Here is a 20,243-nt window from a genome sequence, read left to right as displayed (position 1 = left end):
CTGATCAGAGGTAACCCCCTGAAAAACATGGCCTTTATCGGCTATTTGGAAAGCGGATCCCCCACCCGCATGATTTCCCACTCTAGCGTTATGCCAGAATTGGCGTAAACCTCTTTTCTGACATCTTCGCCCAATCCCTCAAGATCTGCGGCAGATGCGCCACCTGTGTTAATCAAGAAATTGGAATGCTTCTCGCTCATCTGCGCACCGCCGCGCCGGGCGCCGCGCATTCCGGCATCATCAATCACTTTCCAGGCCTTCAGATCATGGACATCATCGGCCTGACCGGTCGATGAAAACCCCGCCGGATTGCGAAAGGTCGACCCGGCTGACCGGTCCTTTGTCGGCTGGGTGGCATCGCGTTTGGCCAGCTGCTCTTCCATGCGCGCATGCAGGGCTTCGGGATCACCCATCGGGCCGCGCAACACCGCCGACACCAGCACCGCCCCCTCCGGCAGGTCGCTCTGGCGGTAGGCGAATTTCAGGTCCTCACCGCTCAGCCTCACCACTTCACCGCTGCGCAGCACCACCGTTGCCGACTGAAAGACATCTGCGACATAGCTGCCATAGCAACCGGCATTCATCCGCACCGCGCCACCGATCGATCCGGGAATGGTGCGCAGAAATGTCAGATCCACCCCCGCATCCGCGGCCTTGCGGGCCACATGGGCATCCAGCGCAGCAGCGCCAGCGGTCACCGTGTCGCCCTCGACCTCAATCGCGTTGAACCCGCGCCCCAGCCGGATCACCAGCGCCCGCAACCCGCCATCACGCACGATCAGGTTTGAGCCGACCCCCATCGGGAACACCGGCACCGACGGATCCAGAGACCGCAAAACATGCGCCAGATCCTCCACATCGGCAGGCTGAAACAGATAGTCCGCCGGTCCGCCAACCCGCAGCCAGGTCAACCCTGCCAGATCGCGATTCGGATGAAGCTTGCCGCGCAGCCCGTCGATGTTCATATGCTCTGCCCCTGCCTGTCTTGGCGTCCACCCCGGCCAAGCGAGCCGACGCAGCACCCAGCGGGCAAACGACGACGAGACTCAGCAGCCCGGACCGGCCCTGCGTGTACTCCGGTTTTGCCCATGCACACAATGGCCCAGCCCGTAGCCCGGCGCAAAGGGCAGAGCGCTCATTCGTGGAAATCGGCGGGGTTCAGCTGCGGCTCAGGCGGTTGCGCAGCCAGCGGCCCAGATAGATCACCGGCCAGCGCAGCATCGACATGCCCGCAAACAGCGCCGCCAGCCCCCACCAGGGACCGTTTTCATAGGTGACATAGCCCAGCAGCGGGATGCCAAAGGCAATCAGGAGATAGGCGCGCGACCAGTGATTGTCCCGGCTCGGCAGCATCGCCAGCACATTGGCGGCCACCACCCAGAGACAGGCCAGGATCAGCGACTGCGTCATTCGCCAACCTCCGGCCCGGAGGCCCGGCGCAGGCGCGACAGCACATGCAGCAGCGGACGGCGGAACATCGACACCAGCGCAAAACAGCCAAAGGCAGCGGCAAACCAGCCGTGGTCACGCCCCAGGAAATAGATCAGCACCGGCGCCACAGCGACCAGCGCAATCCCCGGCCCGCGCTGCCAGCGAACCGGCAGGGCGGCCACGCCGGTGGCAATGAACACCCACAGGACAGAGGCCAGCAGGCTCAGCATGGCGCTGCCTCAACCGCCGGGACCCTCGCCCGCGGATAGGAGATCACGCCAGCCACCCTCAGCCCCGCAACCGCTCGGGCAGACCATTGGCCCAGGCGCTGATGGTACCCGCCCCAAGGCAGACGACCATATCGCCGGGTCGGGCCTGTTCACGCACCAGCCGCTCCAGATCGGGTTCGTCCAGCAGCGCGCGGGCATGGCGATGGCCATGACGGATCAGACCGGCCACCAGATCGTCGCGCCCGGCGCCCTCGATCGGGTCTTCGCCCGCGGCAAAGACCTCGGCGATGGCGACCACATCGGCCTCGTTGAAACAGGCGCAGAAATCCTCGAACAGGCTGGACAGGCGCGAATAACGGTGCGGCTGATGCACCGCGATCACCCGGCCCTCGCAGGCCTGCCGGGCCGCTTTCAGCACGGCAGTGATCTCGACCGGGTGGTGGCCGTAGTCGTCAATAATGGTGACACCGTCCACTTCGCCCACTTTGGTGAAGCGGCGGTTGACGCCGCCAAAGGCCGCCAGAGCCTCGCGGATCTCGCTGCTTTTCATGCCCAGATGGCGCGCCACGGCCACTGCCGACAGCGCGTTGGAGACATTGTGATCCCCCGGCATCGGCAGAGTGCAGCCCTCGATCACGCGATCCTCGGCCTGAAGATGAATATCAAAATGCGCCACGCCCGCCTTGTAGGTCAGGTTGACCGCCCGCACATCTGCCTGCGCGTTGAACCCATAGGTCACGACCCGGCGGTCGGTGATCCGGCCAACCAGAGCCTGCACCTCGGGATGGTCGGTGCAGCAGACCGCGACGCCGTAGAAGGGAATATTGGAGACAAAGTCATAAAACCCGTCCCGCAGCGTATCGAAATCGCCCCAATGCTCCATATGCTCAGGGTCGATATTGGTGACGATCGCAATGGTTGCGGGCAGGCGGTTAAAGGTGCCGTCGCTTTCGTCGGCCTCAACCACCATCCACTCGCCCTGGCCCATCCGTGCGTTCGACCCATAGGCGTGAATGATGCCGCCATTGACAATGGTCGGGTCGAAATGACCGGCCACCATCAGCTCCGCCATCATGGTGGTGGTCGTTGTCTTGCCATGGGTGCCTGCGATGGCGATGTTGGATTTGAGCCGCATCAGCTCGGCCAGCATTTCGGCCCGGCGGACCACCGGCAGGCCACGCAGGCGCGCCTCGTCCAGCTCTGGATTGCCCGGTTTGATCGCCGAGGAAATGACCACAACCGCCGCATCTTCCAGATTTTCTGCCGCCTGCCCGACAAAGATCCGCGCGCCCAGCTCTTCCAGCCGGTTGGTGATCTTTGACGCTTTCAGATCCGAGCCCTGCACCACATAGCCAAGGTTCAGCAGCACTTCGGCGATGCCGGACATGCCGATGCCGCCGATGCCAACAAAATGGATCGGGCCCACATCACCGGGGAGTTTGGTCGCAGGGTTCATGTCATTCCTTCCTCGGACAGCTGTTCAACAAGCCCCACCAGCCGCTCGGTCGCATCGGGAATACCCACTTGCAAGGCGGCCCGTGCCATCTGGCTGGCACCATCGGGATTGCTGAGAACCGCGCTCATTTGCTCTGTCAGCGCCGAAACGTCAAGAGCGCTTTCCGGGATCAGGATCGCCGCCCCGGCATCGACCAGCCCACGGGCATTGGCGCTCTGGTGATCGCCAGCCGCCGCGGCAAAGGGGATCAGGATCGACGGGCGGCCGATCACCGAGATATCCGCAACCGACGACGCACCGGAGCGCGAGATCACCAGCTGCGCCTCCGACATGCGGGCGGGCACATCGGTGAAAAACGGCTGCACATCCGCCGCGATCCCCTGTTCGGCGTAGAATTGCGCAACCCGTGCACCATCTTCATCGCGCGCCTGATGCGAGACCCGCAACCGGCTGCGCAGCGCCTCTGGCAGTGCGGCAATCGCTGCGGGCACCACATCCGACAGAATCCGCGCGCCCTGGCTGCCGCCCATCACCAGCACCGACATCGGATAGTCACCCGGCGGAATATAACCGGCCCCTGCCCGCTCCAGCACCGCAGCGCGCACCGGGTTGCCGACATGGACGCCATCAACCCCCTCCGGCAGCGCCGTGGGCCAGACGCCACAGGCCACCCCGGCCACACGGGGAGCAAACAGCTGATTGACCCGGCCCAGCACGCCGTTCTGTTCATGGATCATACGCGGCAGCTTCAGCAGGGTCGCAGCCCCCAGTGCCGGGATCGACGGATAGCCGCCAAAGCCGACCACCACGTCAGGCCGGTCCCGCCGCATCTGCATCGCCATCCTTGTGACACCTGCGGCGATCTTCGGCGCGACCATCGCCTTGGCCAGCAGCCCGCCGCGGGCAAAGGTGGCCGAGGGCACCTCGGCAATCTCGGTGGTATGCGGATAGCCGCCGGTGTACCGCGCGCCCCGCGCGTCCGTTGACAGTTTCACCCGCCAGCCGCGTCTCAGCATCGCCTCGGCCAGGGCCTGCGCGGGGAACATATGCCCCCCGGTGCCACCCGCCGCCATCAAGAGCAATTTCTGCGCCATCGTATTTTCGGTCTTTCTGTCTCTGCTCACTCACCCCCCCGACCGCGCAGGGCAGACCGAGGGGTGCGCTTCAATCGGGCAGGCTCAGCCGCGCCCGTGTCCGCGCAGGAAATCTGCAATCTCGCCCTGCGGGCGCGACCGCGAAAACGCCAGCAACATCCCCACCGCGATCCCGCCGGCAATCAGCGAGGAGCCACCGTAGCTCACAAACGGCAGAGTCATGCCCTTGGCCGGCAAGAGCCGCACCGCAACGCCCATGTTGATCATCGCCTGCACGCCAAAGGTACAGACAAGACCGGTTCCGGCAAGCCGGATAAACGTGTCGCGCTCCCGCATCAGCCGGAACAGCGTGCGGGCCACCACCGCCGAATAAAGCAGGATCAGGATCACCACCAGCACCAGCCCGTATTCCTCGGCCGCCACTGCGATGATGAAATCGGTATGGGCATCCGGCAGCGACCATTTCACCTCGCCCTCGCCAACGCCGACACCGAACAACCCACCTTCGCGGATGGCATTGGTGGCATAGCCCATCTGGGTGGTCGGGTCGATTTCAGGGTTCAGGAAGCCGTCGATGCGGCGGGCAAAATGCTCGGAGCTGGAATAGGCCACAACCCCGCCCATCACGACCACCGCCGCCATGATCACCAACAGCAGCATCGGTGCACCGGCCACGAAATACATCACGCCCCAGCCAAACAGCACCAGACAGGCCTGACCAAAATCAGGCTGCATCACCAGCATCAGCACCACCGTCAGGCACAGGCCAAAGGACATCAGCGTGCCCGGCGGGCCGTTGATCTGCTGGCTCGCGGCGATCATCCAGGCCGCCACCACGATGAATCCGGGCTTCAGGAACTCCGACGGCTGCAACGAGGCAAAGCCGAGGCTGTACCAGCGCGTCGCGCCCTTGCCGAAATCGGTGCCAAACACCGGCAGCAGCGCCAGCGCGACAAAGGCGCAGATAAAACCGATCACCGCCAGTCGCCGCACCAGTGTTGGCGACATCATCGAGGTGATCAGCATCGCCACCAGCCCGGTGATGCCAAAAATCGCCTGCCGCTCGACATAGTGGAAATTGTCAAACCCATTGCGCTCGGCCAGCGGCACCGAAGCGGCCAGCCCCAAGAGCAGCCCGATGACAAACAACATCAGGACGCAGGACATCGTCCATTTGTCCAGCGTCCGCCACCATTTGGGTAGAATCGGCTCGCCCGCCTGTACGGGGAGCGCGCCATAGACCATTTCAGTCATGGAAGTACCGCCACTATCTGCCTCGTCATCCGTCCCGTTTTCGGGATCGTTAGGCAAACAGTAACCGGAAACTTTGCCTCAGGCCACCCTCTTCCTCTTGCCTTTGGCAGTTATCCGCGCCTATGGCCGGGCATGGCATATGAAACCCTGATCCTTGGCGCCGGCGCGGCCGGCATGATGTGTGCAACCCGCTCCGGCGCAGGCACGCTGGTGATTGATCACGCCAAGGCGCCGGGCGAGAAAATCCGCATTTCCGGTGGCGGGCGCTGCAATTTCACCAATATGTACGCCAGCCCCGAAAACTACCTGTCGCAGAACCCGCATTTCTGCAAATCCGCCATGGCGCGCTACACCCAGTGGGATTTCATCGAGCTGGTGGACCGCCACGGCATCGCCTGGCATGAAAAGACACTGGGCCAGCTGTTCTGTGATGGCTCGGCCAAACAGATCGTCGCCATGCTGGTGCAGGAGATGCAGGCCGCCGGGGCCGAGCTTTGGTTGCAGACGTCCGTCACCTCGGTAAGCCGCAGCCCGGATGGGTTTCGCGTCGCGGTGGAGCGAGAGGGCAAGCCGCAGGTGCTGACCGCGCGCAATCTGGTGATTGCCACCGGCGGCAAGTCGATCCCGAAGATGGGCGCGACCGGTCTGGCCTATGATCTGGCGCGCCAGTTTGAGCTGCCGCTGACCGAAACCCGCCCGGCACTGGTGCCGTTCACCTTCTCCGAAGACCGCTTCAAACCTCTTGCGGGCGTCGCCCTGCCCGCACGGCTTTCCAATGAGCGCACCAGTTTTGACGAGGCGCTGTTGTTCACCCATCGCGGCCTCTCCGGCCCCTCGGTGCTGCAACTGTCCTCCTACTGGCGCGAGGGGGAGCAGATCCGCGTCAACCTGATCCCGCAAACGCCGCTGTTTGATCACCTGCGCCGCCAGCGTCAGGAAACCGGGCGCAAGGATCTGACCACCGAACTGGCCCGTCACCTGCCCGGACGGCTGGTGGAGTTCCTGGCCCCTGAATTCGCCCTGAAGGGGCGGCTCGCCGACCAGTCCGACGCCGCCTTGCGCGATCTCTGCGACCAACTGGAAAACTGGACGCTCACCCCTTCGGGCAGCGAAGGCTATCGCACCGCCGAGGTGACGCTGGGCGGCATCGACACCGATGCGCTGTCGTCAAAGAGCATGGAGGCCAAGACGGTTCCGGGGCTTTATGCGATTGGCGAAGCGGTTGATGTGACCGGATGGCTGGGCGGCTATAACTTCCAATGGGCCTGGGCCTCCGGCGTCGCGGCCGGAACCGCTATCGCCGCCAAGGGCTGAGCCTCGGGCGTCTCCGCTCGGGCCAGCCCGAAACGCCGCCCCGTTCACCCCTCGCGTCACTCCTCGATAAACACCTTATTGGCCGGCGTGACGCCGCGCGTATAGGTGCAGAAGGTGTCATGCGCATCAGGCGTGGTGGTATGGATCTTGATATTGGTGATCACCTCCACCGCCCCGGCATCGAGACAGGCCTGTTCGGCCTGTTTCACGATCCCCAGCAGCTGATCCAGCTCACCACGCATCGTGGTCTCCATCGCCCCCACCTGAAACGGCAGGCCTGAGGCCTTCACCACATCAATCGCGCGGTCCACAACCTCGAAGTTATTGCCCTCACGCAGCCGGGGAATGACTTGAAAGGCCAGCATCACCGTGTTCTGCGGCGCTGTCGTCTCGGCCATCAGATTGCCTCCCCATCGGGTTGCGCCGGGGCCTCCCCCTGTCGCTTCTGCACCTCGGCAATGAAATCCTCTCCGCGCTGCTCGAAGTTGTCATATTGGTCGAAACTCGCTGCCGCCGGGGCCAGCAGGACGGTATCACCCGCCTCCGCCTCAGCGGCGGCCCGGGCCACCGCCTGCGCCATGGTGATGCAGACCTCGGCCTCCACATCCAGCTGCATGGCAAAGCCTGCCGCCTCGCGACCGATCACATAGGCCTTGCGCACTTTGCCGGTCTGGCCGCGCAGAGCGTCCAGGCCGCCCTCTTTCTCCAGCCCGCCACAGATCCAGCGGATATTGTCAAACGCGCTCAGCGCCTTGGTCGCGCTGTCAAGGTTGGTGGCCTTGCTGTCATTCACATAGCGCACCCCCTGATGGGTCGCGATGGTCTGGCTGCGATGCGGCAGACCCGGATAGCTGGCCAGCGCCTCCTCGATCAGGCGGGGGGCCAGCCCCAGTGCCCGCGCTGCCGCATAGGCCGCACAGGCATTCTGATGGTTATGCGCGCCCGGCAGCCCCTGCATCTGACGCAGATCAATCGAAGCCGCCTGCCGCCCCTTGCGGTATTCGCTCAGGAACCCTTTGCGGGCAAAGACCTGCCAGCCCGGTCCGGTCAGTTTCTGGCTGGCCGAAATGCGGATCACCCGGTCATCGCTGGCCGCCTCCGACAGCTGACCGGCCAGATACAGCCCCTCATCCTCATCGACGCCAATGATCGCACGATCCGGGCCGCCTTCGGCAAACAGTCGGCGTTTGGCCGCGAAATAGCCGCCCATGCCCGCGTGCCGGTCCAGATGATCGGGGCTGAGGTTGGTGAACACCGCCACATCCGGCGTCAGCGCCCGCGCCAGATCGGTCTGATAGCTCGACAGCTCCAGCACCACCACGCCCCCGGAGCCCGGCGGATCAATATCCAGCACACCGCGGCCGATATTGCCCGCCAGCTGGCTTTCGCGACCGGCCTCCTGAAGAATATGGTGGAGCAGCGCCACCGTGGTGGATTTGCCGTTGGAGCCAGTGACCGCCACGATGCGCGGCGCCTGATCGTATTGCTCCCAGCCCTGGGTCGCGATGGACCGGAAGAACAACCCGATATCATTGTCCACCGGCACCCCCGCCACCAGCGCTGCGCGGATCACCGGGTTGGGTTTGGGGTAGAGATGCGGAATACCCGGCGAGACGATCAGCGATGCAACATCGTCAAAGGCGCCGGATTTCAGCAGATCCCGGCAGGTGAACCCCTCGACCTCGGCCCGGGCCCGCGCGCCGGGGTTGTCATCCCAGCAGACCGGCTCTGCCCCGCCTGCACGCAAGGCCCGCGCGGTGGCAAGGCCAGACCGTCCAAGCCCCAGCACCGCTACAGTTGCGCCTTCGAATCCGGTCACAGGGATCATCGCCTGCCCTCCCATTTGATCTTTGCTCGAATCGCTACCCGATCAGGGGAACCAACACCAGTCCCGTTGCGTTTGCCAGTCCGCCGACACCCGGCTAGTGTCGGCCAAAAATTGGGAGGCCCCACAGCCATGGACGCGCGATTGCAGCAGATCCTCGATGCCATCAACCGCGATCTTCGCGACGATCCCGACCGGGGCGACGTGGCCAGCTACATTCCCGAACTGGGGCAAGTCGATCCCCACCAGTTTGCCATCTCCGTGGCCACCGCCGACGGCCAGATCTACAGCGCCGGGGATGCCGCCACGCGGTTCTCGGCCCAGAGCATCACCAAGCTTTTTACGCTGGCGATTGCGCTCGGGCGCTCCGGCGATCAGCTCTGGCAGCGGGTTGGTCGCGAACCCTCCGGCACCGCCTTCAACTCCATCGTGCAGCTGGAACATGAACGCGGCCGCCCGCGCAATCCATTTGTGAATGCAGGCGCCATTGTCACCACGGATGAGGTGCTGGCGGGCCGCGAACCGCGCGATGCGCTGGCCGAATTCCTGGGCTTTATCCGCGCCGCCGCCGAGGATGACGATATCCACATCAATGGCGCGGTTGCCCGCTCCGAAACCGCCCATGGGCACCGCAATTTCGCCCATGCCCATTTCCTTGCCTCCTGCGGTAATCTCAAGAATGACCCGGACAAGGTGCTCGGCACTTATTTCCACCATTGCGCCACCGAGCTGACCACCACCCAGCTGGCCCGTGCCGGCCGCTTCCTGATCGGCGCCGGTGTCGGTCCGCGGCTGGTCTCGCTGGACCGGGTGCGACGGCTCAATGCGCTGATGCTGACCTGCGGGCATTACGATGGCTCGGGCGAGTTCGCCTATCGCGTCGGCCTGCCCGCCAAAAGCGGGGTTGGCGGTGGTATTCTGGCCAGCGTACCGGGCAAGGCCAGCATCGCCGTCTGGTCGCCGGGGCTGGACCGCAACGGCAATTCGAAACTGGGCACCGAAGCGATGGAGCGGCTGGCGCGAGAGATGGACTGGTCGGTGTTCTGAGCCGCCGTTGCCAGCCCGGCGCACGCAGGGCTTACCATCCGTTCAGGCGGCAGCGTTATGCTCACATCCGTTGCAACACCAAGATCAGGAGAACGTCCCCGCCCAACTGACCCTTTCAAGGTCAAGACTCCGGGCGTATGGGGATCCGCACAGGCCGACAGACGGAGATGACCCCTGGCAAAGGTCATCCACCCTCCGCCCCTCCGGCGGCGCCGCCTTCTTCTTACGCAAAACCGCCCGAAGCATTTTCAGCCCCGAGCGGTTTCAGATATCAGACCATATCGGCACACCGCCCCGCAGGATGACCTGCGCGGCGGCGATCCGGCGTGGCTCAGCGCACTTTCAGCGTGGCCAGACCAATCATCGCGAGGATCAGCGAGATGATCCAGAAGCGGATCACGATGGTCGGCTCCGCCCAGCCCTTTTTCTCATAGTGGTGATGGATCGGCGCCATCAGGAAGACCCGTTTGCCGGTGCGCTTGAAATAGAGCACCTGAATGATCACCGACAGCGCCTCCACCACGAACAGCCCGCCGACAATCGCCAGCACCAGCTCGTGTTTGGTGACCACCGCGATGGCGCCCAAGGCGCCGCCAAGGGCGAGCGAGCCGGTATCGCCCATGAACACCGCCGCTGGCGGCGCATTGTACCAAAGGAAGCCCAGACCGCCACCAAACAGCGCCGCGGCAAAGATCAGGATTTCCCCGGTGCCGGGCACGTAATGCACATCCAGATATTCGGTAAAGTCCACACGCCCCACCGCATAGGCAATCACCCCAAGGGTCGAGGTCGCGATCATCACCGGCATAATCGCCAGCCCGTCAAGCCCATCGGTCAGGTTCACCGCATTGGCCGCGCCGACGATCACGCAGATCGAAAACGGCACGTAGAACAGACCAAGGTTGATCAGCGTATCCTTGAACACCGGCAGCGCCAGCTGGTTCTGCAACTCCACCGGATGATAGGCCGAGGCCCAGAGGGCGGCGATCACCGCAATGGTGATCCCAAGCGCCAGCCGCAGCTTGCCCGGTACGCCTGCGGTGTTCTGCTTGGAGACCTTGGCATAATCATCGGCAAAACCGATCAGCGCAAAGGACAGCGTCACAAACAGCACCAGCCAGACAAAGGGATTGTCCCAGCGCGCCCAGAGCAGCGTCGCCGTCACCAGCGCGCCGACGATGAGCAGCCCGCCCATGGTGGGCGTACCGGCCTTTGCCAGATGCCCTTCGGGGCCGTCATCACGGATCGGCTGACCCTTGCCCTGCTTCTTGCGCAGCACATTGATCAGCGGTGGCCCAAACAGAAACCCAAACAGAAGCGCCGTCAGAAACGCCCCGCCCGCGCGGAAGGTGATGTAGCGGAAGAGGTTGAAAAGATCGCCCCCATCCGACAGCGCGGTTAACCAATAGAGCATGTCAGCCGGTCCTCAGTTCGTCAAAGTTCAGTAAGTGGCCTCGCCATGGCCCAATTCGCGGATGCCGTCAACAACCTTGGCCAGCGCCATGCTGAGCGACCCCTTGGCCAGAACCACATCCCCCGCCGCGATCTGACCCGCCAGTTCCGCCTGCACATCACCGCTGCTGGCATAGTGACCACCGCGTTTGTCCGCAGGCAACGCCGCATGGAGTGCCCCCATCAGCGGGCCGATGCAATGCACCACATCGAGATCCGCCATCGCGGGCAGATCGGCAAGGGCCGCGTGCAGCTCGGCCTCCTGCGGTCCCAGCTCCTTCATATCGCCCAGATAGGCAATCCGCCGCCCCGCGCAGGGGGTCGCGGCCAGCACCGCCAGCGCCGCCGCGACCGAGGTCGGATTGGCGTTGTAACTGTCATCCAGCAGCAGGATCTCGCCCCGCCCCGCGCCAAGCGTCACGGTTTCACGCGCCCCGCGCCCGGTGACCGGCGACCAGAGCGACAGGCTTTGCACGGCCTTGGCCAGATCCAGACCCAGCGCCGCCAGACAGGCCAGCGCGCCAAGCGCGTTCATCGCAAAATGGGCGCCAAGCGACTGGATATTCAGGCGATATCGCTGCCCATCCGGCAGCGTGACCTCGGCCTCTGTCTCATCCCCGCGTGAGGCGGTTCCGGTCAGGCGATAGCCCGGCACGATCGGCCCCTGACCGGTGCCAAACCACTGCGCAGGGCGCGCAGCCTCCTCGGCAACGGAGTGCAGGATCGGAGCCTCGGCAATATCGGCGTTCAGCACCGCAACACCGCCCGGCTCCAGCCCGTCGATGATGGCGGCTTTCTCGGCGGCGATGCCCTCGATCCCGTCAAAGGCCTCCAGATGCACCGGCGCCACGGTGGTGACCATCGCCACATGCGGACGCGCCTGTTTGGCAAGCGGGCTGATTTCACCGGGGTGATTCATGCCGATCTCAATGACGGCAAATTCGGTGTCCCGCGGCATCCGCGCCAGCGTCAGCGGCACGCCCCAATGGTTGTTATAGCTGGCAACAGCCGCATGGGTGCGCCCCTGATCGGACAGCATCCGCGCCAGCATTTCCTTGGTCGAGGTCTTGCCGACCGATCCGGTGACCGCGATCACCCGTGCATCCGTGCGCGCACGACCTGCCCGGCCCAGAGCCTCCAGCCCGGCCTGCACGTCATTCACCAGCAACAGCGGCGCATCGTCACCGACGCCCTCGGGCCTGCGCGAGACCAGCGCCGCACCAGCACCTTTCTCCAGCGCCTGCGCCACGAAGTCATGGCCATCGCGCGCCGCCTTCAGCGCCACAAAGAGATCGCCCGCCGCAATGCTGCGGGTGTCGATGGAGATGCCATTCACGCTCCAGTCGCCAATCGCCTGACCACCGGTGGCCGCTGCCGCCTCCTCAGCTGTCCAAAGGCTCATACCAACCTCCCGTCCAGAGCCGCGACCGCCATGCTGGCCTGCTCCACATCATCAAAGGGCAAAACATCACTGCCAACGATCTGGCCGGTTTCATGGCCCTTGCCGCAGATCAGCAGGGCATCGCCGGGTCCCAGCGCATCAACGCCGCGCAGGATCGCCTCGGCCCGGTCGCCAACTTCCATCGCATCCGGCGCGCCGCCCTTGACGGCGGCGCGGATCACGGCCGGGTCCTCGCTGCGGGGGTTGTCATCGGTCACGATCACCAGATCGGCATTGTCCTGCGCCGCCTGCCCCATCAGCGGGCGTTTGGCGGCATCGCGATCACCACCGGCACCAACAATGGCGACCAGCCGACCCAGCACATGCGGGCGCAGTGCCTTGATCGCGGTGGCCACGGCATCAGGCGTATGGGCGTAATCCACAAAAACCGTCGCGCCATTTTCGCGCGTGGCCGCCAGCTGCATCCGGCCGCGCACGGTCTGCAAATGCGGCAGCGTCGCAAAGACCGCATCCGGGTCCTCGCCGCTTGCAATCACCAGACCGCAGGCCAAAAGGATATTCTCCGCCTGAAAGCCGCCAATAAGGTTGAGCCGCGCCTGATAAGGCCGGTCATGCCAGGTAAAGCGCATGTCCTGCCCCGAGGCGTCATAACGCGCACCGACAAGGCTCAGATCACCGAGACCGCGCCCGACCGATATCACCTCATGCCCGCGCGCAGCGGCGACCGCCCGCATCTCGGCGCCGCGCGGGTCGTCCATGTTGATGACGGCCACGCCATCATCGGGCAGCACCCGGCGGAACAGGCCCGCCTTGGCGGCGAAATATGCCTCAAACGTCTCGTGGTAATCGAGGTGGTCCTGGGTGAAATTGGTGAACCCCGCCGCCGCCAGATGCACACCGTCCAGACGCCGCTGATCCAGCCCGTGCGAGGAGGCCTCCATTGCGGCATGGGTAACCCCCGCCGCCGCCGCTTTTGCCAGCGCGTCATGCAGGGTAACCGGCTCCGGGGTGGTGTGGTTGAGCGGATGGCTCCAGGCGCCCTCAACCCCCGTGGTGCCGAGGTTCACCGCCTTATGGCCCAGCTCCACCCAGATCTGGCGCACAAAGCTCGCCACCGAGGTTTTGCCATTGGTGCCGGTCACTGCCACCATGGTTTCGGGCTGTGCGCCGAACCACAGCGCCGAGGCATAGGCCAGCGCCTGACGCGGGTCTTCGACCACCACCAGCGCCACGGTCGACTCGCGCAGCAGCTCCGCCGCAATCGACGCGCCTGTCGCATCGGTGAGAATCGCAGCCGCCCCATTGCCGAGAGCGGCGGGCACAAATTTGGCGCCATGCACCTGACTGCCCGGAAGGGCTGCAAACAGCCCCCCTTCGACCACCTTGCGGCTGTCCACGGCAATGCCATGGATCGTCGGATCGACACCGCCGCGAGCGGTCAGCCCCAGCTGGCTAAGAGGACGGTTTTCAATGGTGCCCATAGCAACCCCACCTGATCAGTTTGAGGTGAGGGTTATAGCAGCCATCTCATCCGGTTCAACTTGCGGTCTGAGGCCAAGCAGCGGCGCGATCCGACCGATCATTTCGCCAGCGACGGGCACAGCGGTCCAGCCTGCGGTGCGGCGCTCCTCGCCATGGGCGATGACCGAGGGTTCATCCAGCGTCACCACCAGCACATATTTCGGATCATGGGCCGGGAACATCGCGGCGAAGGTGGCGATGACCTTGCTTTCGTAATAGCCGCCGCGTGGTTTGGGTTTATCGGCGGTGCCGGTCTTGCCGCCCACCTGATAACCCGGAACCTCGCCAAAGGAAGCGGTGCCGCTGGTCACCACCTTGCGCAGCATGGCGCGGGCCTGACGGGCCGCCTCAGCCGACATCACCCGGTGGCCCAGCTGCGGCCCCTTCTGGCGCAGGATGGTGGGGCTGACATATTGGCCGCCATTGGCGATGGCCGCATAACCGGCTGCAAGATGCATCGGGCTGGTGGACAGCCCGTGCCCATAGGAAATCGTCACCGTGCTCAGCTCGCCCCATTTGCTGGGTTTGAGCGGCTTACCGCCTGCGGCCTCGGCGATTTCGATCGGCGTCGGATCAAACATCCCCATGGCGCGCAGGAAATCCTGCTGCCGCTGGGCACCGATCTGCAGCGCAAGGCGCCCGGTGCCCCGGTTGGAGCTGTTGACGATGATATCGGCGACACTCAGCTTGCCGTAGTTCTTGTTGTGGAACTCGCCAATCGGAAAGCGCCCGATCCGCATTGGACCGGAGGTGTCGATAATGGTCTCGGAATTCACCAGCCCCAGATCAACGGCCTGAGCTGCGGTGAAAATCTTGAAGGTCGAGCCCAGTTCATAGACCCCCTGCACCGCGCGGTTGAACAACGGGCTGTCGGAGGGATCGAAACCGGAGGTCGGCGGACGTGGGCGGTCATTGGGATCGAAATCCGGCAGCGACACCACCGAAATCACCTCGCCGGTGTGAACATCCATCAGGATCGAGGTGGCGCCTTTGGCGTTCATCAGCTTCATGCCGCCGAAAAGCACCCGCTCGGATGCCGCCTGCACCGTCAGATCCAGCGAGAGCTGCAAGGGCCGCCCGCCGTTGGCCGGGTCGCGCAGATAGTCGTCGAACTGTTTTTCGACCCCGGCAACACCGATCACCTCGGCAGCGCTGACGCCTTCCTTGCCGAAACCGGCGCCGCCCAGCACATGGGCCGCCAGGCTGCCATTGGGGTAAAGACGCATTTCGCGCGGACCAAACAGCAGCCCCGGATCGCCGATGTCATGGACGGCCTGTTTCTGTTCGGGGCTGATTTTTTTCTTGATCCAGATGAACTTACGCTTGCCGGAAAAATCCTTCAGCAGGCGTTCCAACTCCAGATCGGGGAAAATCTCCACCAGACGCCGCGCCGCCCCTTCCGGGTCGACCATCTGCGGTGGCTGGGCATAGAGCGAATGGGTCTCGAAGTTGGTTGCCAGAATGCGGCCCTTGCGGTCGACGATATCGGCGCGCTGCATGGCAATGGCGCTGCCCGGCGCGCTGGCGACCGGTTCGACCGGCTCCGAGGTGGCCAGCGTTGCCATACGGGCGCCAATCGCGGTGAAAGCGCAGAGGAAGAACATGCCCAGAACCAGCAGCCGCCCCTCGGCGCGCTGGCGGGCATGGGCCTGCATCTCGGCGTGGCGCTGGCGCAGGTTTTCGCGTTCTATGGCATCCGGGTTCTCGCCCCGCGCGCGCGCGGTCAGGATCCGCGCCAGCGGGCGTAGCGGCGTGCGGATCATGGCTGTGTCCCCGTTGCGGTCTGCCCATTGGCCCCAAGCGAGGAAACCTCAACCCCATTGGTAAAATCCAGCAGCTCATCCTCCTGCGGCGGATAGGCGACCTCATCCACGCGGCCAAACTGTTCCGGGCGCAGCGGCAGCAGGCTGAGGCGATCAAAATTGAGTTCCGCCAGTTCGCGCAGCCGGTCGGGACGGTTGAGATAGGCCCATTCGGCGCGCAGCACGCTGAGCCGGACCTGCGATGCGCCGATCTGGCGTTGCAGGCTGCGGGTTTCCTTCAGCACCTGCTGAGTGGTGTAATTCTCGCGGTAGGCCCAGAAAGCCAGCCCAAAGACGGCGAGACAGGTGGCGATATAAAGCAGGGTCTTCATCAGCGTTTCTCTCTTGCCTGCGCCTGTTTCAGCTGCGGCATGCCAATATCCTTGGCGCTGATCGCAATCGGCGCGGCCCCGGTGCGGCGACCGACGCGCAGCCGGGCGGAGCGGGAGCGCGGGTTGTCCGCCAGCTCCTGATCGTCCGGCCCGACGGCCTTGCGGGTGACCAGCGTGAATTGCGACGGCGTTTCCTCGACCTCGGGGGCGTAGCGGTTGGCGCGACCGGTTTTGCCCGCGCGATGCTGGAAGAAGCGTTTGACCATGCGATCTTCGATGGAATGGAAGGTCACAACCGCCAGCAGGCCGCCGGGTTTCAGCGCGCGTTCGGCGGCCAGCAGCCCCTCGAACAGCTCTTCATATTCGGCGTTCACCGCGATGCGCAGACCCTGAAAACTGCGGGTTGCCGGATGTGACTGGCCGGGTTTGGAGCGCGGCAGGCAGCTCTCGATGATTCCGGCGAGCTGGAGTGTCGTGGTGATCGGCGCCTCGATGCGGGCCTTCACGATGGCGCGGGCAATACGGCGGCTGGCGCGTTCCTCGCCAAAGAGGAACAGGATATCGGCCAGCGCCGCCTCGTCCAGTTCCGCGACCAGATCGGCGGCAGAGGGGCCATCCTGCGACATCCGCATATCCAGCGGCCCGTCGCGCATGAAGGAAAAGCCGCGTTCGGCCAGATCCAGCTGCATGGAGGAGACGCCAAGATCGAGGACGACGCCGTCGAGATCCTGCGCATATTCATCCATGCGGGAAAACACCCCCTGTTGCAGGGTCAGGCGGCCGGCATAGTCGCCGATCCAGCTTTCAGCCATTTCAAAGGCCAGCGGATCGCGATCAACGCCGATCACGTGATCGGCCCCCGCCTCCAACAGGCCCCGGCTGTAGCCCCCGGCCCCGAAGGTGCCATCAAGCCAGCGCCCGGAAACCGGCGCCACGGCTTTCAGCAGCGGACGCAGAAGGACCGGTACGTGAGGACCGGTTGAGGTTGGGCGGTCCGTTGTCATGGATCAAGCGCCTCCGGCGCCATCGAGGAACTCCGCCGGGTCAAAGTCCTCGGGCAGATCGTCCAGCCACTCCTCGGATTTTGCCAGTTCTTCCTCTTCATAGGTTTCAGGCTTCCAGATCTGGAAGGTGTCGCCGGCGGCGATGAAGAACGCCTCGGCCTCCAGATTGATCTTGTTGCGCAGCTTGGCGGGCAGCACCAGCCGCCCGGTTTCATCAACAGTGGTCGGGAAGGACTGACCGTGGAACATGCGCTGCAACATCTTGCGCGGCATCGAGCCGCGCGGCAAGGCGTCGATTTTGGCGTCGACTTCCTCGATCGCCTCCATCGTGTAGCATTCCAGGAAATTGCGGCGGTGATCACCATAGACGATGACCAGTTCGGGGTTGCTGCCGGATTGCCAGTTGGGGTCGCCCGCTTCCAGAACACGGCGAAAGGAGGCCGGAATCGAGACCCGCCCCTTTGTATCCACCTTGTGGTGGCTTTCACCTCTGAACCTACGGCCCAATCTATCGTCCCTTTTTTCAGCGTCCCTCGTGCCGAAGCTATCCCCAGAAGCAAAAGGGGCGGGCTGATCTGCTGCCACTGATCAACCCGCCTCCTTGTCCCGACTTGCGGGGTGTCCGACTGCGCGCGCCACCTGGGGGGATGTCTGCTCGCTCGCGCGCCGGATCTCTCTATTTTCGATGAAAGCGAAGGCCTGTATGAAACCTGCTTCTTAGTAGTCTTGGTTGGGGTCGTTTGGTGCCCCTGCTCTTCGTCTCATTCGATGAACTAGGGATACTATGGGAATACGTGGGCGACAACTGTTTTTTATGGACCACATCTGCACATCTAGATAACGACGCGCCGATTCTACGGGAAAGAATCGCAGATACGTCCAGTGGTAGATTAAGCCACCATAAAGGCCACTATATGTAGGGTCACATCTGTTTTGGAAAAAGTGCCATGATTTCCCAGAAATTTTGAGAGCGAGTCTGGAGAATCAGAATGTTCACATTCCGTTCACGGGTGCGTGTGGCAGTTGGACCGGGGCAAATCCCGTGATCCGGGCGATATCGCCTGAAAATCACGCCAGAACAGCACAGTGATTCGGGAAAGCGGGCCAAAATGTCTCAACGCCGCCCATAATTTCCCACACGGCCCATCAATTCCCACGCGGCCCATGATTTCCCAGCAGCGCCGGGAGCGTTTCAACTTCGCGATCTAGGCCATGCCGCCGCGGATCAGACCTTCGGCCATTTTTGCATAGGCCTCGGCCATCAGACCGTCACCGGCAGCGATGGGAGTGCCATTGTCACCGGCCAGCCGGGTCTCAAGATCAATCGGCAGCGCCCCGAGCAAGGGCACCCCGATGCGCTCAGCCTCGGCAGCAACCCCTCCGTGACCAAAGATGTGATGTTCGCCGCCACAATCCGGGCAGGCAAAGAAGGACATGTTTTCGATCAGGCCCAGCACCGGTGTTTTCAGGGTGTTGAACATGTCAATCGCCTTGCGCGCATCCAGCAGCGCCACATCCTGCGGGGTGGAGACAACGATGGCGCCGGACAGCTCGGCCTTGGTGCACAAGGTCAGCTGCACATCGCCGGTGCCGGGCGGCAGATCGACGATCAGCACGTCAAGCTCCCCCCAGTTCACCTGCCCCAGCATCTGCTGAAGCGCGCCCATCAGCATCGGGCCGCGCCAGACCACCGCCTTGGCCTCGTCAACCATGAAGCCGATCGACATCAGCGTGACGCCATGGGCGTGCAGCGGTTCGATGATCTTGCCGTCAGGGCTGGCGGGGCGGCCGCTCGCCCCCATCATACGTGGCTGGCTGGGCCCATATATGTCAGCGTCGAGCAGGCCCACCTTGCGCCCCTGCCGGGTGAGCGCCACGGCGAGATTGGCGCTGACGGTGGATTTACCCACGCCGCCCTTGCCCGATCCGACGGCGAGAATGCGTTTCACCCCGCTGGGTTTCAGCGGCCCCTGCTGCGGCTTGGGGTGGCCGCCCAGTTTCAGGGTCGGCGCGGGCCGCGCGGCGGTATCGGAGTGGGCGGTCAGCGCCGCGGAGACGCTCTCCACCCCCGGCAGCGCCAGAACGGTTGCCTCGGCGGCACGGCGCAGCGGCTCCATCTGGGCGGCGATCTGCGGGCTGGGCGCCTCGATCACGAAGCTGACGCGGCCTCCCTCCACCATCAGCGCGCGCAGCATGTCGCGCGAGACCAGCGTTCCGCCATCGGGCAGTTGCAGCCGCGCAAGGGCGTCGCGAATCTCATCCTGGGTGGGGGTCATGGCCTGTCTCCTGTTGGTTACCCGCCATATAAGACCTGCGGCCGACAAGCCCAAGACCGCATCGGACCCTGCACAGGCTCCCGGTCGGCCCCAATCTGCGCGCGGCCTGTAGCCTGCCCGTTTGCCGCCTGCCGCGAATTTAGGCATCAGCACACCGATTGGCGCATACCTCGGCAAGATCAACCCGGTTTCCGCAAGGAAACCCATGCATTTGCTGCATAGCAGAAATGCCCCTTTCAGGGATTGTGCGTGTGCAGCATTATCATATTTATGAGGCCAAGAGAGGCCGGGAACGGCCAGACATTCATAGACGTTAAGGACAACACCGATGGCCGCTGTTGACAATATCACAACCCGCAAAGGCGCTCTGGCCTTCAGCCCGCGCGCCATGTTCGACGAGCTGAAAGGCAAGATTGCACGCTACCGGCTGTATCGCCAGACCATGGATGAGCTGTCGACGCTCTCCGGTCGCGAGCTGGCTGACCTGGGGCTGAGCCGCTCCATGCTGCGCAGCGTCGCCTATGAGGCCGCATACGGCACGAAATAAAGAGATCAGGCTCTCTTCTCCTCCTCCCTTGGGAGCCTGCTATCGCGGTGACATCCTCCTCCTCCCTGATGTCACCGCACCCTATACCGGCGTCATAGCCGGACCCTGATACACCATGCCTCCTCCTCCCTGATGGTATGGTGTTGTACAGAACGGCGGTGCCCTCCTCCTCCCTGGCACCGCCGTTTTTTTGTGCCTGATTGCCTGATCGGCAGCGCCTCCCATTGATGACAGGACGCAAAAAAGGCGCCGGCAA

At 64.0% G+C, this 20,243-nt stretch carries 19 protein-coding genes; 3 read left to right on the top strand and 16 right to left on the bottom strand.

Translation table 11 applies throughout. The features are described 5' to 3' along the window. Positions 1–41: 41 nt before the first annotated feature. From murB to ftsW, 6 genes are all read right to left on the bottom strand, one after another. On the bottom strand, positions 42–965 hold the full coding sequence (gene murB, locus VWY34_RS09065; RefSeq protein WP_340545046.1) for a UDP-N-acetylmuramate dehydrogenase: 924 nt from the start codon (positions 963–965) through the stop codon (positions 42–44). A gap of 193 nt (positions 966–1,158) precedes the next feature. After that, entirely contained in the window at positions 1,159–1,410 is a 252-nt protein-coding gene (locus VWY34_RS09060) for a DUF2484 family protein (RefSeq protein WP_340545045.1), read from the bottom strand. Continuing rightward, entirely contained in the window at positions 1,407–1,661 is a 255-nt protein-coding gene (locus VWY34_RS09055) for a DUF2484 family protein (protein WP_340545044.1), read from the bottom strand. Before VWY34_RS09055 ends, VWY34_RS09060 begins: the two co-directional genes overlap by 4 nt. A 58-nt stretch (positions 1,662–1,719) precedes the next feature. Further along, positions 1,720–3,117 (bottom strand): UDP-N-acetylmuramate--L-alanine ligase, encoded by a 1,398-nt coding sequence (murC, locus tag VWY34_RS09050; protein WP_340545043.1) that lies wholly within the window; start codon positions 3,115–3,117, stop codon positions 1,720–1,722. Next, positions 3,114–4,211, bottom strand: a complete 1,098-nt coding sequence (locus tag VWY34_RS09045) for a UDP-N-acetylglucosamine--N-acetylmuramyl-(pentapeptide) pyrophosphoryl-undecaprenol N-acetylglucosamine transferase (RefSeq protein WP_340545042.1) — start codon at positions 4,209–4,211, stop codon at positions 3,114–3,116. The genes murC and VWY34_RS09045 overlap by 4 nt, the downstream gene beginning before the upstream one ends. A gap of 84 nt (positions 4,212–4,295) precedes the next feature. Further along, a complete protein-coding gene (ftsW, locus tag VWY34_RS09040) occupies positions 4,296–5,465 on the bottom strand; it encodes a putative lipid II flippase FtsW (protein WP_416536759.1) in 1,170 nt (389 codons plus the stop codon). A 132-nt stretch (positions 5,466–5,597) separates the two neighbouring features. Between ftsW and VWY34_RS09035 the strand changes: the two genes are divergently transcribed. Then, positions 5,598–6,779 carry an NAD(P)/FAD-dependent oxidoreductase gene (locus tag VWY34_RS09035; protein WP_416545358.1) on the top strand — a complete coding sequence of 394 codons (1,182 nt, stop codon included), beginning with the start codon at positions 5,598–5,600 and terminating at the stop codon, positions 6,777–6,779. Positions 6,780–6,835: 56 nt separating this feature from the next. Here VWY34_RS09035 and VWY34_RS09030 read toward each other — a convergent pair whose 3' ends face one another. Together VWY34_RS09030 and murD are read right to left on the bottom strand one after the other, a co-directional pair. Then, the gene (locus VWY34_RS09030; RefSeq protein WP_340545040.1) at positions 6,836–7,177 is read right to left on the bottom strand and encodes a thiamine-binding protein; all 342 of its coding nucleotides are present in this window, start codon (positions 7,175–7,177) and stop codon (positions 6,836–6,838) included. Next, complete coding sequence (gene murD / locus VWY34_RS09025) at positions 7,177–8,607, bottom strand: UDP-N-acetylmuramoyl-L-alanine--D-glutamate ligase (RefSeq protein ID WP_416545356.1); 1,431 nt, start codon at positions 8,605–8,607, stop codon at positions 7,177–7,179. The genes VWY34_RS09030 and murD overlap by 1 nt, the downstream gene beginning before the upstream one ends. A 129-nt stretch (positions 8,608–8,736) precedes the next feature. Here murD and VWY34_RS09020 point away from each other — a divergent pair, with 129 nt between their 5' ends. Next, on the top strand, positions 8,737–9,651 hold the full coding sequence (locus tag VWY34_RS09020; RefSeq protein WP_340545038.1) for a glutaminase: 915 nt from the start codon (positions 8,737–8,739) through the stop codon (positions 9,649–9,651). A 331-nt stretch (positions 9,652–9,982) separates the two neighbouring features. Here VWY34_RS09020 and mraY read toward each other — a convergent pair whose 3' ends face one another. The 8 genes from mraY to VWY34_RS08980 form a co-directional block, all read right to left on the bottom strand. Further along, positions 9,983–11,065 (bottom strand): phospho-N-acetylmuramoyl-pentapeptide-transferase, encoded by a 1,083-nt coding sequence (gene mraY / locus VWY34_RS09015; RefSeq protein ID WP_061048820.1) that lies wholly within the window; start codon positions 11,063–11,065, stop codon positions 9,983–9,985. A 27-nt stretch (positions 11,066–11,092) separates the two neighbouring features. Next, on the bottom strand, positions 11,093–12,505 hold the full coding sequence (locus tag VWY34_RS09010) for a UDP-N-acetylmuramoyl-tripeptide--D-alanyl-D-alanine ligase (protein ID WP_416545354.1): 1,413 nt from the start codon (positions 12,503–12,505) through the stop codon (positions 11,093–11,095). Then, the gene (locus tag VWY34_RS09005) at positions 12,502–13,986 is read right to left on the bottom strand and encodes a UDP-N-acetylmuramoyl-L-alanyl-D-glutamate--2,6-diaminopimelate ligase (RefSeq protein ID WP_416539195.1); all 1,485 of its coding nucleotides are present in this window, start codon (positions 13,984–13,986) and stop codon (positions 12,502–12,504) included. Before VWY34_RS09005 ends, VWY34_RS09010 begins: the two co-directional genes overlap by 4 nt. Positions 13,987–14,001: 15 nt before the next feature. Then, positions 14,002–15,789, bottom strand: coding sequence for a peptidoglycan D,D-transpeptidase FtsI family protein (locus tag VWY34_RS09000; protein WP_416543597.1), 1,788 nt, complete (start codon positions 15,787–15,789; stop codon positions 14,002–14,004). Continuing rightward, the gene (gene ftsL, locus VWY34_RS08995; protein WP_014874069.1) at positions 15,786–16,160 is read right to left on the bottom strand and encodes a cell division protein FtsL; all 375 of its coding nucleotides are present in this window, start codon (positions 16,158–16,160) and stop codon (positions 15,786–15,788) included. The genes VWY34_RS09000 and ftsL overlap by 4 nt, the downstream gene beginning before the upstream one ends. Then, positions 16,160–17,164, bottom strand: coding sequence for a 16S rRNA (cytosine(1402)-N(4))-methyltransferase RsmH (gene rsmH, locus VWY34_RS08990; protein WP_416545352.1), 1,005 nt, complete (start codon positions 17,162–17,164; stop codon positions 16,160–16,162). Before rsmH ends, ftsL begins: the two co-directional genes overlap by 1 nt. 3 nt (positions 17,165–17,167) lie before the next feature. After that, the gene (mraZ, locus tag VWY34_RS08985) at positions 17,168–17,671 is read right to left on the bottom strand and encodes a division/cell wall cluster transcriptional repressor MraZ (protein WP_340545033.1); all 504 of its coding nucleotides are present in this window, start codon (positions 17,669–17,671) and stop codon (positions 17,168–17,170) included. Between the two features lie 698 nt (positions 17,672–18,369). After that, a complete protein-coding gene (locus VWY34_RS08980; RefSeq protein WP_416545350.1) occupies positions 18,370–19,440 on the bottom strand; it encodes an Mrp/NBP35 family ATP-binding protein in 1,071 nt (356 codons plus the stop codon). Positions 19,441–19,768: 328 nt separating this feature from the next. Here VWY34_RS08980 and VWY34_RS08975 point away from each other — a divergent pair, with 328 nt between their 5' ends. Beyond that, the gene (locus VWY34_RS08975; protein WP_340545031.1) at positions 19,769–19,987 is read left to right on the top strand and encodes a DUF1127 domain-containing protein; all 219 of its coding nucleotides are present in this window, start codon (positions 19,769–19,771) and stop codon (positions 19,985–19,987) included. Positions 19,988–20,243: the final 256 nt, after the last annotated feature.

The organism is Phaeobacter sp. JH20_02 (assembly GCF_048056915.1).
Taxonomy (GTDB): domain Bacteria; phylum Pseudomonadota; class Alphaproteobacteria; order Rhodobacterales; family Rhodobacteraceae; genus Phaeobacter; species Phaeobacter bryozoorum.
The sequence above is the reverse complement of the archived record's forward strand: the minus strand, read 5'-3'. Positions and strand labels throughout refer to the sequence as shown.

Coding starts and splice junctions, on each gene's coding strand:
- VWY34_RS08975 (WP_340545031.1), top strand. CDS start 19,769: ATGGCCGCTGTTGACAATATCACAACCCGCAAAGGCGCTCTGGCCTTC.
- VWY34_RS09005 (WP_416539195.1), bottom strand. CDS start 13,986: ATGGGCACCATTGAAAACCGTCCTCTTAGCCAGCTGGGGCTGACCGCT.
- VWY34_RS09030 (WP_340545040.1), bottom strand. CDS start 7,177: ATGGCCGAGACGACAGCGCCGCAGAACACGGTGATGCTGGCCTTTCAA.
- VWY34_RS09035 (WP_416545358.1), top strand. CDS start 5,598: ATGGCATATGAAACCCTGATCCTTGGCGCCGGCGCGGCCGGCATGATG.
- VWY34_RS08980 (WP_416545350.1), bottom strand. CDS start 19,440: ATGACCCCCACCCAGGATGAGATTCGCGACGCCCTTGCGCGGCTGCAA.
- rsmH (WP_416545352.1), bottom strand. CDS start 17,164: ATGACAACGGACCGCCCAACCTCAACCGGTCCTCACGTACCGGTCCTT.
- murD (WP_416545356.1), bottom strand. CDS start 8,607: ATGATCCCTGTGACCGGATTCGAAGGCGCAACTGTAGCGGTGCTGGGG.
- VWY34_RS09020 (WP_340545038.1), top strand. CDS start 8,737: ATGGACGCGCGATTGCAGCAGATCCTCGATGCCATCAACCGCGATCTT.
- VWY34_RS09060 (WP_340545045.1), bottom strand. CDS start 1,410: ATGACGCAGTCGCTGATCCTGGCCTGTCTCTGGGTGGTGGCCGCCAAT.
- ftsL (WP_014874069.1), bottom strand. CDS start 16,160: ATGAAGACCCTGCTTTATATCGCCACCTGTCTCGCCGTCTTTGGGCTG.
- VWY34_RS09000 (WP_416543597.1), bottom strand. CDS start 15,789: ATGATCCGCACGCCGCTACGCCCGCTGGCGCGGATCCTGACCGCGCGC.
- mraY (WP_061048820.1), bottom strand. CDS start 11,065: ATGCTCTATTGGTTAACCGCGCTGTCGGATGGGGGCGATCTTTTCAAC.
- ftsW (WP_416536759.1), bottom strand. CDS start 5,465: ATGACTGAAATGGTCTATGGCGCGCTCCCCGTACAGGCGGGCGAGCCG.
- VWY34_RS09045 (WP_340545042.1), bottom strand. CDS start 4,211: ATGGCGCAGAAATTGCTCTTGATGGCGGCGGGTGGCACCGGGGGGCAT.
- VWY34_RS09010 (WP_416545354.1), bottom strand. CDS start 12,505: ATGAGCCTTTGGACAGCTGAGGAGGCGGCAGCGGCCACCGGTGGTCAG.
- VWY34_RS09055 (WP_340545044.1), bottom strand. CDS start 1,661: ATGCTGAGCCTGCTGGCCTCTGTCCTGTGGGTGTTCATTGCCACCGGC.
- murC (WP_340545043.1), bottom strand. CDS start 3,117: ATGAACCCTGCGACCAAACTCCCCGGTGATGTGGGCCCGATCCATTTT.
- murB (WP_340545046.1), bottom strand. CDS start 965: ATGAACATCGACGGGCTGCGCGGCAAGCTTCATCCGAATCGCGATCTG.